Origin of the sequence: Nostoc sp. NMS7, assembly GCF_017115085.1 — a bacterium.
In the GTDB taxonomy this organism is placed as follows: Bacteria; Cyanobacteriota; Cyanobacteriia; order Cyanobacteriales; family Nostocaceae; genus Nostoc.
The window spans coordinates 1-16,683 of record NZ_JABXKJ010000207.1 but is presented as its reverse complement, the minus strand read 5'-3'; the positions used below and the strand labels follow the sequence as shown (position 1 = coordinate 16,683).

Below are 16,683 nucleotides of genomic sequence, written 5' to 3'. Positions count from 1 at the left end.
TGCCGAACATATCGTAAGACTCGCGCTCTTGCCAATCTGCCGTCTTCCAAATCCAGTACACAGAAGGGACTACGGGGTTTTCCCGTGGTAAGAACACCTTTAAGCGTACTTCTTCGGGGCGATCGCTATTATCATCGACTTTAATCAAGTGATACACACTCACTAATTCCTGTCCTGGCCCAAGGTCAATACCACCTTGAAACTGGAGATAATTAAACCCATAAGCATAAAGGGCTGTAGCAGTGGGAAGCAAGAAATCTGGCTCCACCTTAATTATCTCTACACCATTCTTGTCTGGCGCTAAAAACTCATGGTTAAAGCCATTTTCCGTCAACCACTGGGAAACTTTACCGGCTTGTACCAATGACTCTTCTTTGGCTGCTGCTACTGGTTTAGACTCTTCTTTGTCTGCTACTACTGGTTGAGATTCTTCTTCAGCCACGGCTTTGTTCCTCCTTTTGCGCCTTTGCTGTTAGCAGTGCAGGTGGTACTGGTAAACCGATCGCTTCCGTCAATTCCTTCGGTGGTACAGAGCGAGTTTCTGACTGCAAATACTTACCAGTTAAGATTTCCTCCACTGGCTTCAAATTATGAGTCGTGCTGTAGTAGCGGTGAGTTTGCTTAATTTTATCCCGCTCTTGCATCGATTCATTGGCGATTTTCTTCCGCAGCTTAATAATCGCGTCAATAATTGCTTCTGGACGGGGAGGACAACCAGGCAAATACACATCCACAGGAATGAGTTTATCGACTCCGCGCACTGCCGTAGGGGAATCAACGCTGAACATCCCGCCCGTAATTGTGCAAGCTCCCATTGCAATGACATACTTCGGCTCTGGCATTTGTTCATAAAGACGCACCAGTTGGGGAGCCATCTTCATCGTAATCGTCCCTGCGGTAATAATTAAATCAGCTTGGCGGGGGCTAGAACGGGGAATTAGTCCAAAACGGTCAAAATCAAATCGGGAACCAATTAAAGCTGCAAACTCAATAAAACAGCAAGCAGTACCAAACAGCAACGGCCACAGACTAGAAAGCCGCGCCCAATCGTAGAGATCATCAACCGTGGTCAAAATGATGTTTTCTGAAAGGTCTTGAGTGATTGTGGAACGCTCAATGGGGTTGATCATTCGCTCTTTGCCCTGAGTTGTTAAGTTAGAATTCAAGACCATTCCAAAGCTCCTTTACGCCATGCGTAAACTAAGGCGACTACAAGAATTGCAATAAAGACTAGCGCTTCAATAAATGCTAATAGCCCCAAACGGTGGAAAGCTACCGCCCAAGGATACAAGAATACAGTCTCCACATCAAAGACGACGAAGACCAGAGCAAACATGTAGTAGCGGATGTTGAATTGAATCCAGGCTCCCCCGATGGGTTCCATGCCAGATTCATAGGTGGTGTGCCGTTCTGGGCTGTAACCACTGGGTCGTAAGAGCTTGGATGCTGAGAGCGCTAAGGCAGGCACTAGGCTACAGATTATAAAGAAGCCTAGAAGGTACTCGTAACCGCTGAGGACAAACACAATGAGTATCTACCGCTTATGGAGTATTTTAAGTGGGGAGTGGGGAGTGGGGGATGAGGGGGATGAGGGGGATGAGGGGGACAAGGGAGAATAACTTATGCCCAATGCCCCATGCCCAATGCCAATACTTCGACAACGCTCAGTACAAGTGCCCCATGCCCAATGCCCAATGCCCAATCCCTTAACCGCGTAACTTTCTTTTACATTATATCTGTTTGGTTTTTCTGAAATCTGGGAAACAGACGCACTTCAGGTATTTGATTCGTTTTTGGTAGTGATAGAAAAGTCTAACAGTTATGTCATAATTTTTAACGTATATTTAAGATTTCTCCTCTGCGAGTCCTTAGCCATGAGCGAACCAGCTGTTGAGACTACGGTATTAGATCGCTACGAGTGTCGCGCCTGCGGTTATGTTTACGAACCTGAGAAGGGAGACGACAAGGATGATATTCCTTCGGGGACACCTTTTGCAGAACTGCCCATAACTTGGCGTTGTCCAGTTTGTACTGCTAAAAAGACTGCTTTTGCTAATATCGGCCCCGCGGGTACTGCATCCGGCTTCAAAGAAAATCTCGGTTACGGTTTTGGTGTCAACAACCTAACGCCAGGACAAAAGAATATCCTAATTTTTGGCGCTTTAGCTCTTGGCTTCTTGTTTTTTATCAGTCTCTACGGCTTACAGTGACAACCGTTAAGCAATTCAAAATTCAACAGGACTTACGCAAACAATAGCTGAAACCCTGATTCTTAGGTAGGGGTAATACCCTGCGGTCAGCCTCCGTCTAAATGAATTGCCCCGAAGCGCGTGTAGTTTTGCGTAAGTCCGATTCAAAATGAAAAACTTTAGAAACAAATAAGAGATACTGATGCATTCAATTGTAAAAAGTTGGCAACGAATAGCTGCCTTGTTGATAGTAGTCCTGATGTGCATAGGTTGTAGCACAATTCCCTCTGTTAGCTACAATCCCTGGAAAATCATTTCTGTGCCAACAGACTCGAATTTATTAGATATTGCTTTTACTGATAACCCTGAACATGGCTACTTAGTCGGTAGCAATGCCACCTTGTTGGAAACCAATGACAGTGGTAATACCTGGAAACAAATAACACTGCAACTGGATGAGCAAAAGTATCGCTTTGACTCAGTAAGTTTTGCAGGTAAAGAAGGCTGGATTGCTGGAGAGCCTGGACTGTTGCTGCACACTACCGATGAAGGTGGTTCTTGGTCGCGTATTCCTCTGAGCGAAAAGCTACCAGGTAGCCCGATCGCAATTAAGGCACTTGCAGACAAGACAGCTGAAATGGCTACTAATGTCGGAGCCATCTATAAGACCACAGACGGCGGCAAAAACTGGAAAGCCCAGGTAGAATCAGCAGTCGGTGTGGTGCGAAACTTGGAACGTTCTACTGATGGTAAATATATTGCCGTTTCCGCTAAGGGTAGTTTCTACTCGACTTGGGAACCGGGGCAAGATACTTGGGTACCCCATAACCGCAATAGTTCTCGGCGGGTAGAAAACATGGGCTTTGCTGAGAATGGGCAATTGTGGTTGCTAGCCAGGGGCGGCCAAATTCAGTTTAGTGACCCAACTAAACCTGAAGAGTGGCAAGAAACAAAATATCCAGAGTTATCCACCAGTTGGGGTTTACTGGATTTGGCATATCGCACACCCAATGAAATTTGGATAGGTGGGGGTAGCGGTAATTTGCTACGGAGTGGCGACGGTGGCAAAACCTGGGAAAAAGACCGTGCAGTGGAAGAAGTTGCTGCTAATTTGTATAAAATTGTGTTTTTAGAGCCAGATCGAGGATTTATAATTGGCGATCGCGGCGTTTTGCTCAAATATCTACCAAACCCGGAAGCAACTTCTCCAGCAGAGGCGGCTTAGTGAGGTAAAGGGAGTGGGGAAGATGAGTGAGATGAGGGAGATGAGGGGGACAAGGGAGACAAGGGAGACAAGGGAAACAAGGGAGAATAACTTTATGCCCAATGCCCAATTTCTGAGAAGAACGTTGCAACTTGTAACTCTTTCTTAACTTTGTAGGATAATAAACTCTATAACACTCTATGTAATAGGTAGGGATCTAAATGTCAGGTACCACTGGAGAACGTCCGTTTTCGGACATCATTACTAGCGTTCGTTACTGGGTAATTCACAGCATCACCATCCCAGCATTGTTTATTGCGGGTTGGTTATTTGTACAAACTGGTCTGGCTTATGATGCCTTTGGCACACCTCGTCCCAATGAGTATTTCACACCAACGCGCCAAGAAGTGCCAATTGTGAAGAACCGTTTTGAAGCTAAAAAACAAGTTGAACAATTTATTGGAAAGTAGTTTGAGATCATGACTAGCGGCAATAACATCAATCAACCAGTTACCTATCCAATTTTTACCGTTAGATGGCTGGCAGTTCACACTTTAGGTGTACCAACTGTATTCTTTTTAGGCGCGATCGCCGCAATGCAATTTATTCACCGTTAGGAGCAATTATGGTAGAAAGATCGCCCAACCCCAATAATCAACCGGTTGAACTAAACCGGACTTCGCTATACCTGGGACTACTACTAGTTTTCGTTCTGGGGATTCTGTTTTCTAGTTACTTCTTTAACTAACTGGAACTACGATTGTTAATCTTTGTTTATTGAACATGTGTTGAGTTGTTGTTAAGGGAGGAGAAAAGCTGTGTCTGAAAGTGGGAGAATTCCCCTGTGGGTCGTTGCTACGATCGTAGGATTAGGTGTAATCACAGTCCTGGGCATTTTCTTTTATGGTGCCTACGCCGGACTTGGTTCTTCGATTTAACATGAGTTTGAACCTGAACCGAACACTATAAGTTAGAATTTTCTAGCATTTGTTGAGAAATCAACGTTAAAAAAACCGCCTGTCTCTATGAGACGGGCGGTATTAATTTTGGTCATTAGTCTAGAAACGTATCCAACGAAATTAATAACTTTCGCTTGTCCAAAAAGTTGACTAATGAACGCCACTTGCTTCAACTTTGAGAAAATACGAAGTTCTGCTGCGGGCTGCACCAACGAATAGGGCAACGTTAGCGAGTCAGACGCTACATAAAGTCTCTAACGCTTCTCTACCAGACGCGCAAGGGACGCTATAGAGCGTCGGAAGCCTCGGATCAGACAACTCTGGGCAAACGCAGTGGCTTCTAATGACTAGATCACTTAATATCGCTGATATCGTCGCTTTCAATGTATAAAAGTAGAAACGCGAAGGTTGCAGCTGGCAAAATCCAACCAATTATGTAAATGAAGATAGGAGACAAGAACGAAGTAGTAGCCAACATAGAAGGCAAAAAAGAAGCTGCCATAGTAAAAGTTCCCATTAAATCACACTACAATTCAAAATGAGCTTACTGCAAATTCTGCCAGATTTTTTAAATTCTAAAGATTTTTAACACAGGCAACATTGGAAGTGGGGAGTGAGGAGTAATTTGTTGAATAATTCTTCCTTAGACCTCTTGCATAAATCAAAAATAAGAACCCCACCCCGCCTTTGACTTACGTCAAATTCTCCCCTCCCCGCCGGCGGGGAGGGGCTGGGGGTGGGGTGTTAGGGACTTTTGCAAGAGGTCTCTTGTCCCCTCTTTTTCATTCGCTACTCAAAATCACATACTGAGGAGTTCATCTAGCTGCAAGCTTGGCAAGTCTGGAGGAATCACAGTTCGGAGTATTGTGACTTTGTGACTCTCTTGCTGGGTTGTCAGATCAAGTGCGATCGCTTCTAAGCGAATTTCCAAACAGCCAAAGGGAATGTTTAATTGCGTCATCACTTCCAACCCTCCCAGAGCATTAGGTAGTAAATTTGTCAATAAATGAGGACCATCTACCAACCAGCGAGTTTGATAATCTTCAAGCCATAACTTGACAACAACTTGCGGAGATACTTCGGGCAGTACTACGCGCACGATGATAGACTTGCCAGCGATTAGTTCACCTTCTGGCACATGCAATTGTGGAATTGGTAAAGGCTCAATGGCTGCCGCAATTATCGGGAAGGAAGGGGATAAATCTAACAGTGGTTGCTCCTCTTCTTCAAAGGGGTAACTCCTGGTTGCATCAGCTTCTAGTTCACTATATGTATCATCTACAACGATTTCTTGCGCTAACCAAGCTGACGCTATATTTATATTTATCGGAGGAGGGGGGGGCGGTAGTTGGGTTAACAGAGCGGATGAGAGTGTTGATTCTAATACTTTTTCTAGTTCCGTATTTTCTCCTATCCCCAGATCCACTTCCTTGGCTGTGTCTACATCTTCCTGAAAGTTCCCCAGTTCGGAAGCCAACCCTTGGACTTCTTCCCATGTCTCCTGTCCCTTGCGCCTCTCCGTCAGAACTTGTTCTGAGTGATCCAAATGTTCGCTCAGATTCTTCTCCGTGTTGGCATCTAGGTTTAACGGCTTGACATCAACATTCGCATTTTCTGCACTTAGAGAAAGCGGCGTCTGCTGCGCTAGAACATAGTTATCGTAGTCTTGAGGTTGCAGATCATTGATCGATTCAGGCAAAGAGTATCCTTGGCTCTGCATCCACTTCCTGAGTAAAGGAGATGAATCAAGCTTGCCTGTTGTAATGACTTGTCTATTTGGTTGGACTTCTAGTGCAGCAACAGATTTCCCCTGGAATTGTACATTTGTTTGGGCTTCTAGTTCAGCAACAGATTCTTCCTGGAATTGTCCATCGTCTACTAATTCTGGTGTATTTGCATTTTCAGCTACAGTTACGTCCAACTGCGGCAAGTCTTCAGCATCTGAAACTTGTAATGCATCTGGGGGGACATTGCTTTTTATTTCCTCTGCATCACCTGGCAAAGCTTGTAACCGTCTCAAGTATGGAAAAGTAGCGTCGAGTCTTGGCATTCGACGTTGCCTGATCACCAACTGCTCTAAGTTGATAGTAGATATAGTAGTATCCTTTTGTAGAAGTTCTTCCTGTATAGGGGATTCTGCAATAACATCTGTCAGAGTGTTGGCATCGGTTGGAATCGGGGGAAGTTTCGGCAATTGAGGCGAAGTGCCTGAATTGTTGAACTTAGATATCCGCAGGCTACCTTCTCGCAGAACTTGCAGGTTAATTTGCGGTGGTAGGGGTGTGTTTAGGGATATATTGAATATCTGAAACTGGTCTGTTTTTGGAATCTTAACCAGATTGAATAGTTTCAAATCGAGCCTTACAGCTGTCTCTGTTTCTGTGAAAGTAGCAGATGAGTCCGATGCTGCGATGAGGCCGTTTCCATTTAAGGATTTACTAAGTTTTCCTACAGCTGTGATTGCCAGTAATTCTTTTACATCTGCTGTAATGGTGAAAAACTGGCTGGCTAACTGGATGATTTCATTGACGTTGGCGAATCTACCATACAAACTGATATCTGCCAAAATTAACTTGGATTCACAGTCAGCAGGAATATCAATTGAGGTATTGATGGTGAACGGCAACTCCTGGTCTGGTAAGGGTTGCCGTACCTGGGTCAAGATTTTCGAGTTCTTGGGCGATCGCAGTTCAATTTCTAGTTCAAGCGCCCGCAAGCTTTTTGGGGATAATGTTTCAGCCTGATCTAGATTTGTCTTTTCTTTGAGTTCTATGTGTCCATTGATTGTCAGAGCTTCTCCCCAACGAGCAATGTAAGAACCCTGATCTAAAGTTAACAGTAATGGTGGTGGTTGCGTTGCTGGAGAATCTGTAACCTTTTCATCTTCTGGCAGAGGTTCAGAATCGGGTAAAGCTAAATCTATTAAATTTTGTAAAATCTGCTCTGCCGTCTCACCTTTGAGCCATACAGGACTCACCGGTTCATCGATAACTATATTTTCTTCGGTTTCATCTGGCACAACAATGCTAGCGGGGTTGCTATCTGTAGCAATTGCCAGTTGTGGAGACAGAGCGATCGCTTGATCTAAGGTAATTGCCGGTTCTGCTGCGGCAGTAATTTCTAACTTCCCTTCATCAGGCACAACAATGCTAGCGGGGTTGCTCTCTGTAGCAATTGCCAGTTCTGGAGAGAGAGCGATCGCTTGGTCTAAGGTAATTGCCGGTTCTGCTGCGGCAGTAATTTCTAACTTCCCTTCATCAGGCACAACAATGCTAGCGGGGTTGCTCTCTGTAGCAATTGCCAGTTCTGGAGAGAGAGCGATCGCTTGGTCTAAGGTAATTGCCGGTTCTGCTGCGGCAGTAATTTCTAACTTCCCTTCATCAGGCACAACAATGCTAGCGGGGTTGCTCTCTGTAGCAATTGCCAGTTCTGGAGAGAGAGCGATCGCTTGGTCTAAGGTAATTGCCGGTTCTGCTGCGGCAGTAATTTCTAACTTCCCTTCATCAGGCACAACAATGCTAGCGGGGTTGCTCTCTGTAGCAATTGCCAGTTCTGGAGAGAGAGCGATCGCTTGGTCTAAGGTAATTGCCGGTTCTGCTGCGGCAGTAATTTCTAACTTCCCTTCATCAGGCACAACAATGCTAGCGGGGTTGCTCTCTGTAGCAATTGCCAGTTCTGGAGAGAGAGCGATCGCTTGGTCTAAGGTAATTGCCGGTTCTGCTGCGGCAGTAATTTCTAACTTCCCTTCATCAGGCACAACAATGCTAGCGGGGTTACTGTCTGTAGCAATTGCCAATTCTGCAAAGACAGCGATCGCTTTATCTAAGGTAATTGCCGGTTCTGCTGGGGTAGTAGATTCCAAGTTTTCAGAAAAAGTATCTGAGTGATCAGGTGAATTTGATTCTAGATTCTCCCCCTCTCTTTCCTGGGGCAATACTTGAAGTTGGACACTGTACTGCCAAGATTTACCGAACAGATCCGACATCAAATCGCCGGAACAGCGCAACTCCCAAAGTCCCGACTGGAAGTAGGTAAAAGGAATTACCGCCATTAAGCCTTCTGAGTTAGTGCGACGCGATCGCTTTAAAATTCGCCGCATTGGTTGAACTTCTTGAGTTGAAGAGTGAGTTACCCGCACTTCCACGTCTGTATTCGGAAGTTGAGAAAGAGCCAAAACTCTATATTCCCCTTCCAAAATTTCCAAATTTGGCGATTCTAGGATATGCCACGAGCGAGCGCCTTGTTTCTGTATCAGAAATTGCCAGTGTTCCATTGTGAGTGATGCCCAGACCGACGAGCCGCCAGTAATATTGTCTATTATCTTGCTTGCCAGTTTACCTCAGTCTTTTGTAAATGCATCACTTAAATGGCTATCAAGTTAACTCAGTTTTACTTACTTGAATTTTCACACTTTAACTAGTCGCGTCAAGGGAATTTTAATCGGTCGCCGTGTTGCTTGTGGATAAAGCTTTTGTTGTTTCTAAATATTAAGTTTGACCTCTCCAATCCTAAATTAACGGGGATGCTATGAATACCGTTGGCTGTCTCTGCTAAACTTAGTGCGAATAATTTTCTATTATTTTTTACTAAAATTCCAATTTCCAATAAACACAACCTACAATAAATCCAGATTCACTTGACAATTTTTATTGAATTGTGATTGCCCACATTTCCGCTACAAAGAGTTAGGATTTGGCTCTTAAGTGTCCTCTGCGATCGCCCACGCTGGGCGCAAAGCGCGATCGCAAATCATCACAAATCACTTTTCAAAACGCGCCCAACCTACGTGAAGCAGTTCAAAGAGCCTCTGCGTGTCCTCACCTAAGTCAAATGTGGGTGACAATGAGAATTTACAGGAGGGATTCGATGCTAGTCATTTTAATGGACGAGCAAATCCTTGCCCCTGAGCAAGTTTGCCAGTCTTGTTTACTCGCTGACGGTCGCGGTCAACCCCGTTGGCATGGGGGTCAACTGCGCTGTGGTCAAGCCATTCGCAAACTTACTCAACAGCAGCCAGACCAGTATGAATGTATGATGGGCTTTCGCATCGCCCATATAGAATAGTTGAATTTGCTAGCAAGACCAAGCAACTGCGTTATCCTAAGCTCAAGTAACTATATAAATTTCACCACAGGAGAATGCATAATGTCTTGGCGCGGATCTACAACGGTTTCAGATCGAATTTTTGCTTCCTTGCCTTATTTGCTTCCTCTAATTGAGGTTTTTGTATTTGGTCAATACTTGCTCTCAGAGTTTCCACCACTACAACTGCTGTTTCTGCCGCTTCTGCCATTGTTGAGAATTTACTACGGCGTGCGTTATGCAGGAATGATTATTTTCTTTGCTTTATTTTTGCTGGTAGTGAGAAACGAAAAAATTAGCCACTTTATTCGTTTTAACACCATGCAAGCAATCCTTTTGGACATCATTATCTTTTTGTTTGGCATCCTGACTGATGTTGTCAGACTAATTCCCTCTGGTGGTTTTGCAATCCAAACCCTATCCACAACCATTTTTATCGGCATAGTGGGAGCAGTTGCATATTCAGTCATCCAGTCTGTGAGCGGGCGTTATGCCGAAATTCCGGCGATTTCCGATGCAGTGTATATGCAAGTGCGTTAGAAGTTAACGGGCTACTACCGTGTTTTCCAGGCGACCAATACCTTCAATTTCTACACGGACGCGATCGCCTGGATGTAATGCACTTACACCCTCTGGCGTACCTGTAAGCACCAAATCACCGGGTAATAGCGTCATCACCTGACTGATATAGGAAACTAAAACATCGGGCGAAAACACCATCTGATCGATACAAGTAGATTGGACTGGATTGGTATCGTCATTCAAAAAAGTCTGCAATCTCGCTCCGGGATTTAATTCCCGCACAATCCAAGGCCCCAAGGGACAGAAAGTATCAAAACCTTTGGCTCGCGTCCATTGACCATCCAGTTTTTGTAAATCCCGCGCGGTTACGTCATTGGCGATAGTGTAGCCCCAAATTTTTGTTTGGGCTACCTTTGGTGTACATTCAAAGGCGTAATCGCCAATCACTAATGCTAACTCTCCTTCGTAGTCAACTCTTTGTGACTGGGGAGGATATTTAATTTCCCTCTCAGACGGAATTATCGACGTGGGTGGCTTGAGAAAAATTAGTGGTTCAGAAGGTACTGGAGTTCCCATTTCGGCTGCATGCTCTGCATAATTCTTCCCCACCGCCACAATTTTTGAGGGAGCGCAGGGAGCCAGAATTTGGTAATTTCCTGGTGTCAAAGTTAAATCAGTGGGTTGTCCTTCTAACCAGGGCGGAGCATCTAGCACCTGGACGTTGAGGGATAGTTGGAGTAACCCATAAAAAATCTGTCCTTCTGGATTTTGAATTCGCACATAGCGCTGTGCCATAACCTTAATGAATATCCTTTTATCTACGATTAGAACTTGTGAGCGGGTAGCAATCCTCAGTTAGCTTTTTAGCGAACCGATTCAGCCTTGAGCAAAAAAGCGATCGCTATAGATGAGATCCCCTTAGAGAAAGATACCCCTTAGCGAAGCTAATAGCTTGATCAATTTGCTGACCAGCACCAAAAACTGGATTCTTACTTGCTAAAGAAATATCGGGGTAAGCTCCCGACCTAGTTTTGATTAGGGACATCGAAAAAATCCAAACTTCGGCGATTTGGCTAATGATTCAAATAGAAAACTGGTAAGATTATAGTTCCTTGTTGCTTTAGATGTTGATTAATACTGAAATTTAAAATTTAAACCAAGTATTAACCAACACCAGCAGCCACTTTTGTCCATGAGGAAACTAAAAAATATGACTACAAGTTACGAAACAATGTACATCCTGCGTCCTGACTTGGGAGACGAACAGGCAGAGCAAGCAATTACTAAATATCAGAATTTGCTTCGCGATCAAGGCGCCCAGGATGTGCAAATTCAAAATCGTGGTAAGCGTCGTCTGGCTTATGAAATCAAAAAACACCGCGATGGCATCTACATCCAATTAAACTACACTGCGCCTGCAACTGCGATCGCCCCCTTTGAACGCGCCATGCGTTTGAGTGAGGAAGTGATTCGCTATTTGACAATTAAGCAGGAACTCGAAGAGGAAAAACCCCCTAAAGAGGAAAAAGAAAAACCCGCTAAAGTAGCTGCAACGGTCTAAGGGATAGGGAGTAGGGAGTAGGGAGATGAGGGAGTAAAGAATAATGAATAAATTCTTCCCAATGCCCAATTCCCAATGCCCAATGCCCAATTCCCAATTCCATTCAATAAAATTTTGTCTCTTTCTTTTTCCGTGACTTGCCTGGGAATGCTAAATTAACAAATACTTGCCAAAGGTAGTACTCCCGCAGTTATACCTAAGAGTGGACAAGATTCTGAATGGGAGCTGTAAGCTACTGTGATCCAATCTGATACACCCAACATTCAAGTTCTCTCTACGGAAGTATCGCAACTACGCCAAGAGTTGCAACTTCGTGATCAATTAGTGCAACAACTATCTCAAGAACTCTTCCGGCTGGTAAAGGGTAACACTAGTTTTATGCCCCAGCAGCCGGATATTGAGCGCGATCTGACCCAGTTACAGGCTTTGCAAGAACAACTCCAAGCTGTAGAGCAGCAGGTGGGGTTCTACCAAGAGCAAATTACAACTCGTGACTCCGAAATTTACCAATTGCGACAGTCAGTTCAAGAACTCACCGATCGCAGTCGAATGTTGGAGCAAGTAGTACAAGAGTTACCTCAAATTTATCGTCGGAAGTTTGAGGAGCGGATGATGCCAGTCAGAGAAAAGGTAGCAATGCTACAACGGGAAAACCGCCAAATACAAGCAGAACTGCAAAGTGTGAGTTATCGTTTAGCACTCAAAACTCGCAATGCTAGTCACAGCGGCATTGATTTGCCAAATTTTCCCCACCCAGCATCCGAACAAAGTAACATTTCAACTCCCCAGAATGCCTAAAGTTACTATTATGGTGGAATCGAAGAGGTAAGGAATTAGTGCAGCAAAGCATCTTGGAGACATCCAAGTAGTATATCAAGGCAAAAATAACTTATAGAGTTATAAATAATCCCAAAGCTGAGATTCTAACCTTTCTTACCTCCTGCTTCCTTGCACTAGTTGCGTGGCACATAGAACAAGTAGCTCAGAGTAATTTGAAAAGCCCTCTCTTTCAGAGGTTGGGGAGTGTCACAAACAATTGCATTGCTTTGACCAATTTTTGGTCATTTACTACTTTACTGGTTTAGGTAGATTGGCTTTCAACAAGCAGATAGACTCATCTGCAATTTATATTTAGCTGAAAGCCATGAGTTTTATTCAACATACTTCTCCAGACCTCAAAGAAAATCAGCCTACTAGCACCAGACTGTAATCTTTGGGAATGTGAAAAAATGCAAATATTGCTTGACTCCACCATCCTTCTATAGGTAGATTTATTACTTAACCTACTAGCATCAAACTCTTATCTTTGACGGTAGTAAAAATATCATCGTAAGTGGGAAAAATTTCAAAGACTGTATCTAGTTGGGTAAGTTCCAAAATTAAGCGTACAGGAGCTTGCACGTTGCATAAAACCAAGCGGCAACCACTCTGACGTGCAGCTTTCAATCCTTTTACTAAAGGGACTAACCCCGAACTGTCCATGAAATTAACTTTTGTTAGGTCGATAACCCAGAGTTGATGAGCTTGGGGCACTACTGCGGCCATCTGTTCACTCAAAGCCTTACCGCCTTGCAAATCTATGCTTCCTTGGGGTTTAAACAAAATCACTTGAAGTTCTTGTGTGAGAGTCATGAGTTTAATAGGATAGTTGGAACACTTGACAAAAAATTGAAAAAAGATATCAATACCTCTTCTCTTTCAACGGCAAAACGACTGTTTTACCCCGATATTTGGGTAATTGCAGTCGTGCAATTGAAAGCGATTATTTCAGTATTCATACCGTATAAGTTGTGATAACTTTCACCAATATAGGCATAAGCGCCTAAGAATTTCGGTATCAACCGTATCTTTTACAAGGTTTTCATAATTATAGTGGATATTTATAAATTTTTTAACTTTAAAAAAAAACGTATTAATTTGTGGTAGTAATTTCTAAAAGTTGCATAGTTAATAGTCAAAAATGAATAGTTACCACAGACTATAAGTAATGAATTAAGGATTGAAAGTAGTAGTTTGATTGACACACCACCCAAAAACAAGCAAAAATATAATAAAAGTAAAAATTTGTAAAGGCGGCGGTGCGGGATGTCTTTAGAGTTGATTTCACTAGAAAATATCCAGGAAGTCGCCCATAATTACGGGTATTGGGCAATTTTTTTGGGAATTTTGCTAGAAAATTTAGGCATTCCGCTTCCTGGTGAAACCGTGACCTTAGTGGGCGGGTTTTTAGCTGGCAGCGATGAATTAAATTTCTGGCTGGTTCTCGGTGATGCAATTATGGGTGCTGTAATTGGTGGCACTTGTGGCTATTGGATTGGTAGAGTTAGCGGTTGGGCTTTTCTAGTAAAAGTTGGTAGCATATTTCGGATTTCGGAAGTACGGCTGCTGAATATTAAAGATAAATTTAGTCAAAATGCTGCTAAAGCGGTATTTTTTGGACGTTTTCTGGCGTTGTTACGAGTTTTTGCGGCACCACTAGCTGGTATAGCCGAAATGCCCTTTGGAAAATTCTTTTTATACAACTTGTTAGGAGCAGTTTCTTGGGCTAGTTTGATGGTGACATTAGCTTTCTTTGCTGGCAAAATTATCTCTTTAGAACAATTGGTTGCTTGGGTGGGTCAATTTGCGATCGCAGCTTTACTGATCCTCGCTGCCTTAATTATTGTCCCTCTGTGGCTAGAGTCTCGTGAAGTCAAGGAAGTCAGTAATGAGGAGTGAATAGTGAAGAGTGAGGAGTGAGGAGTGAAGTAAAAAGTTATTTTTTTAACTTTCACTTCTTATATTTTGCATTTTTAACTCCAAACTCCTGTACCGACGCGATTAATCGCATCTCTCCAAACTCCAAACTCCTAACTTTTAGTTAGCCGCGACCAAATGCGAGTTGGTAGTCCCCAAACATAGATAAAGCCTTCAGCAGCTTTGTGATCAAATTGGTCTTTGGCTCCGTAGGTTGCCAAATCGGGAGTATAAAGCGAATTATCGCTCGAACGCCCAACTATCGTAGAGTTGCCCTTGAATAACTTCACGCGCACAGTTCCAGAGACTCGCTCTTGTGTCTTTTGAATAAAGGCATCAAGTGCAACTTTGAGTGGACTGTACCATAAACCGTTGTAAACGATTTGGCTGTAAGTTTCTTCAATCCCACGCTTGTAATGGGTAACATCTGCGGTTAAAGTCAAGCTTTCCAAATCTCTATGTGCCTGAATTAAGACTAACATCGCGGGTGATTCGTAGATTTCCCGCGATTTAATCCCCACCAAACGGTTTTCAATCATATCGATCCGGCCGATGCCGTGATTTCCTACCACCTGATTGAGTTCTTCAACTAGCTCAACGGGCTTTTTGGCTATACCGTTCAAGGTTGTGGGAATACCACCAAAGAAACCAATTTCGATGTACTCTGGCTGATTGGGAGTGTCAGCGATCGCTTTGGTCATTTTATAAATTTCTTCTGGTGGCTCAAATGACGGATCTTCGAGTAAACCAGCTTCAATACTACGACCGAGCAAATTCTTGTCAATGCTGTAGGGAGACGATTTTTTGACTGGTGAGGGGATACCAAAGTTTTCACCATAGGCGATCGTTTCCTCGCGGCTCATCCCCCATTCTCTGGCTGGTGCGAGGATCTTTAGGCTGGGGTTCAGGGCGGTTACAGAGACATCAAAGCGAACCTGATCGTTACCTTTACCGGTGCAACCGTGAGCGATCGCATCAGCACCATATTTTTCAGCCGTTTCTACTAATACCTTAGCAATCAGTGGACGGGCAAGGGCAGTTCCTAGAGGATAACGATTTTCATAGAGGGCGTTGGCTTGAATCGCTCCAAAGGCGTAATCTTTAACGAAACTGTCTTTGACATCCGCCACTAAGGATTCACTTGCACCCGATTTCAGAGCTTTTTCTCGAATTGGCTCTAATTCATCTCCCTGGCCTAAATCTGCTGCTAGAGTAATCACCTCTTCCACACCCCACTCCTGTTTGAGGTAGGGGATGCAAACTGAGGTATCCACTCCACCAGAATATGCCAAGACAACCTTTTTGGCGCGACCCATTAATTTCTCCAGTTAGGATAACAAAGAATGAGTCATTATTATATCTGAACTAATCCATGTATATTTTCTTGATGCAACAACCGATAGATAGATTGTCAGGAAACTCAGACAGCACAATCTGTATAAATAAGTGGGCAAGAATAAATCAAACTATCTTATACAATTTAAAATTAATTAAAAATTAGATTAAAAATTTGCAGGATGGATAATCCCACCCTGTTATATGTAGATGCCAATTAACCACCTAACAGTTTATTTTTGATAATTTGGTTTAAGCTTTTGGACTTGATGACCTAGAAGATGCTGTCTTTTTCGCCAAGAACAAACTCAACCCAAACACAGACAATCCAAGCATAAAACTTGGCTCTGGGACACTTGTGTAAGTGATGGTTTGAACACCCGCAGCAGTGGAATCATTCAGATCGATAAAACTATTACGGTAGACATTAAAAGTGCTAGGTGTAAAATTCAAGCCCAACCCCGCTTGGTTCAAAATTGTTCCCGAAAAGTCGGTTAAAACTGATGCTAAAGGATCATTGGCTTCAGTGTATGACTGACCACCATAGGTAGCAAAAATCTTTAAACCTTCTGCGATCGTTACTTCTTGATCGTTTGCTGCTGCTTCGTCAAAGGAAAAAGTGCCTGTGAGAGTTTTATTCTCGTTAGAGAAATTATAAGTGAGTTCTGTAGCTTGGACGGGCATAGTTTCCCCTACCGCAAAAATCAGAGCAGTTCCCACTGTTATAGCTGCTAACTTCTTAAAGATGGAGTCACTCATTTTTTTACCTTGATTAAAGAAGAAATACAAAAATACTGAAATAGTTTTATGAAACAGAGACGTGTGTTTCTACGTCTCTGTAACACAAAGTTTTTCAGTCACACAATGCAAGAATTTTAGATTGACCCTACAGATCAATCCGCTTGCTTTAAGGATTTTGGATTTTGAATCTTTTAATCCAAAATCCAAAATCTAAAATTCGGTCAGTGTTCAGTGAAGCGGTCTATTACAGCAGTTTTGATGTATTTGAACCACATCTGTCGTAGGGGCACAGCATTGCTCATTGGTGTCAACTTAAGTTAAAAGATGTAATCTAGGAGCATTGAAGCAGATGTT

20 protein-coding genes are annotated in these 16,683 nt (G+C 43.3%); 11 read left to right on the top strand and 9 right to left on the bottom strand.

Going from position 1 to position 16,683, the window contains the following annotated elements; genetic code table 11:
- From HWQ38_RS23590 to ndhC, 3 genes are all read right to left on the bottom strand, one after another.
- The coding region (locus HWQ38_RS23590) for an NAD(P)H-quinone oxidoreductase subunit J (protein ID WP_292798437.1) at positions 1-442 on the bottom strand (442 nt) is incomplete at its 3' end.
- Positions 435-1,172 (bottom strand): photosynthetic/respiratory NAD(P)H-quinone oxidoreductase subunit K, encoded by a 738-nt coding sequence (gene ndhK / locus HWQ38_RS23585; RefSeq protein ID WP_292798435.1) that lies wholly within the window; start codon positions 1,170-1,172, stop codon positions 435-437. The genes ndhK and HWQ38_RS23590, both read right to left, overlap by 8 nt.
- On the bottom strand, positions 1,163-1,525 hold the full coding sequence (ndhC, locus tag HWQ38_RS23580; RefSeq protein WP_196526961.1) for a photosynthetic/respiratory NAD(P)H-quinone oxidoreductase subunit C: 363 nt from the start codon (positions 1,523-1,525) through the stop codon (positions 1,163-1,165). Before ndhC ends, ndhK begins: the two co-directional genes overlap by 10 nt.
- A 349-nt stretch (positions 1,526-1,874) precedes the next feature.
- On the opposite strand from ndhC, the gene HWQ38_RS23575 reads away from it, so the two are divergent.
- From HWQ38_RS23575 to HWQ38_RS23550, 6 genes are all read left to right on the top strand, one after another.
- Complete coding sequence (locus HWQ38_RS23575) at positions 1,875-2,210, top strand: rubredoxin (protein WP_292798433.1); 336 nt, start codon at positions 1,875-1,877, stop codon at positions 2,208-2,210.
- Between the two features lie 181 nt (positions 2,211-2,391).
- Positions 2,392-3,414 (top strand): photosynthesis system II assembly factor Ycf48, encoded by a 1,023-nt coding sequence (locus HWQ38_RS23570; protein ID WP_292798431.1) that lies wholly within the window; start codon positions 2,392-2,394, stop codon positions 3,412-3,414.
- A 200-nt stretch (positions 3,415-3,614) separates the two neighbouring features.
- Positions 3,615-3,863 carry a cytochrome b559 subunit alpha gene (psbE, locus tag HWQ38_RS23565; protein ID WP_273762113.1) on the top strand — a complete coding sequence of 83 codons (249 nt, stop codon included), beginning with the start codon at positions 3,615-3,617 and terminating at the stop codon, positions 3,861-3,863.
- A 9-nt stretch (positions 3,864-3,872) separates the two neighbouring features.
- Positions 3,873-4,010, top strand: coding sequence for a cytochrome b559 subunit beta (gene psbF / locus HWQ38_RS23560; protein ID WP_012411801.1), 138 nt, complete (start codon positions 3,873-3,875; stop codon positions 4,008-4,010).
- An 8-nt stretch (positions 4,011-4,018) separates the two neighbouring features.
- Positions 4,019-4,141 (top strand): photosystem II reaction center protein L, encoded by a 123-nt coding sequence (locus HWQ38_RS23555; protein WP_012411802.1) that lies wholly within the window; start codon positions 4,019-4,021, stop codon positions 4,139-4,141.
- Between the two features lie 70 nt (positions 4,142-4,211).
- The gene (locus HWQ38_RS23550; protein WP_292798427.1) at positions 4,212-4,331 is read left to right on the top strand and encodes a photosystem II reaction center protein J; all 120 of its coding nucleotides are present in this window, start codon (positions 4,212-4,214) and stop codon (positions 4,329-4,331) included.
- A 373-nt stretch (positions 4,332-4,704) separates the two neighbouring features.
- Here HWQ38_RS23550 and HWQ38_RS23545 read toward each other — a convergent pair whose 3' ends face one another.
- The gene (locus tag HWQ38_RS23545; protein ID WP_292798425.1) at positions 4,705-4,854 is read right to left on the bottom strand and encodes a photosystem I reaction center subunit VIII; all 150 of its coding nucleotides are present in this window, start codon (positions 4,852-4,854) and stop codon (positions 4,705-4,707) included.
- Positions 4,855-5,151: 297 nt separating this feature from the next.
- Positions 5,152-8,625 (bottom strand): hypothetical protein, encoded by a 3,474-nt coding sequence (locus tag HWQ38_RS23540; protein ID WP_292798423.1) that lies wholly within the window; start codon positions 8,623-8,625, stop codon positions 5,152-5,154.
- A 593-nt stretch (positions 8,626-9,218) separates the two neighbouring features.
- On the opposite strand from HWQ38_RS23540, the gene HWQ38_RS23535 reads away from it, so the two are divergent.
- Both HWQ38_RS23535 and HWQ38_RS23530 read left to right on the top strand, forming a co-directional pair.
- On the top strand, positions 9,219-9,416 hold the full coding sequence (locus HWQ38_RS23535; protein WP_292798527.1) for a hypothetical protein: 198 nt from the start codon (positions 9,219-9,221) through the stop codon (positions 9,414-9,416).
- A gap of 81 nt (positions 9,417-9,497) precedes the next feature.
- The gene (locus HWQ38_RS23530) at positions 9,498-9,974 is read left to right on the top strand and encodes a Tic20 family protein (protein WP_292798421.1); all 477 of its coding nucleotides are present in this window, start codon (positions 9,498-9,500) and stop codon (positions 9,972-9,974) included.
- Positions 9,975-9,977: 3 nt separating this feature from the next.
- Here HWQ38_RS23530 and HWQ38_RS23525 read toward each other — a convergent pair whose 3' ends face one another.
- A complete protein-coding gene (locus HWQ38_RS23525) occupies positions 9,978-10,751 on the bottom strand; it encodes a fumarylacetoacetate hydrolase family protein (RefSeq protein ID WP_292798419.1) in 774 nt (257 codons plus the stop codon).
- A gap of 415 nt (positions 10,752-11,166) precedes the next feature.
- Between HWQ38_RS23525 and rpsF the strand changes: the two genes are divergently transcribed.
- Both rpsF and HWQ38_RS23515 read left to right on the top strand, forming a co-directional pair.
- Complete coding sequence (gene rpsF / locus HWQ38_RS23520) at positions 11,167-11,517, top strand: 30S ribosomal protein S6 (protein WP_292798417.1); 351 nt, start codon at positions 11,167-11,169, stop codon at positions 11,515-11,517.
- Positions 11,518-11,754: 237 nt separating this feature from the next.
- Positions 11,755-12,315, top strand: a complete 561-nt coding sequence (locus HWQ38_RS23515; protein ID WP_292798415.1) for an Npun_F5560 family protein — start codon at positions 11,755-11,757, stop codon at positions 12,313-12,315.
- A gap of 480 nt (positions 12,316-12,795) precedes the next feature.
- Here the strand turns inward: HWQ38_RS23515 and HWQ38_RS23510 are convergent, their stop codons facing one another.
- Positions 12,796-13,149, bottom strand: coding sequence for an STAS domain-containing protein (locus tag HWQ38_RS23510; protein ID WP_292798413.1), 354 nt, complete (start codon positions 13,147-13,149; stop codon positions 12,796-12,798).
- Between the two features lie 453 nt (positions 13,150-13,602).
- On the opposite strand from HWQ38_RS23510, the gene HWQ38_RS23505 reads away from it, so the two are divergent.
- Positions 13,603-14,235 carry a DedA family protein gene (locus HWQ38_RS23505; protein ID WP_292798411.1) on the top strand — a complete coding sequence of 211 codons (633 nt, stop codon included), beginning with the start codon at positions 13,603-13,605 and terminating at the stop codon, positions 14,233-14,235.
- A 131-nt stretch (positions 14,236-14,366) separates the two neighbouring features.
- Here HWQ38_RS23505 and HWQ38_RS23500 read toward each other — a convergent pair whose 3' ends face one another.
- Together HWQ38_RS23500 and HWQ38_RS23495 are read right to left on the bottom strand one after the other, a co-directional pair.
- Positions 14,367-15,569, bottom strand: coding sequence for an argininosuccinate synthase (locus HWQ38_RS23500; protein WP_292798409.1), 1,203 nt, complete (start codon positions 15,567-15,569; stop codon positions 14,367-14,369).
- Positions 15,570-15,840: 271 nt separating this feature from the next.
- Positions 15,841-16,347 (bottom strand): PEP-CTERM sorting domain-containing protein, encoded by a 507-nt coding sequence (locus HWQ38_RS23495; protein ID WP_292798407.1) that lies wholly within the window; start codon positions 16,345-16,347, stop codon positions 15,841-15,843.
- Positions 16,348-16,683 lie beyond the last annotated feature (336 nt).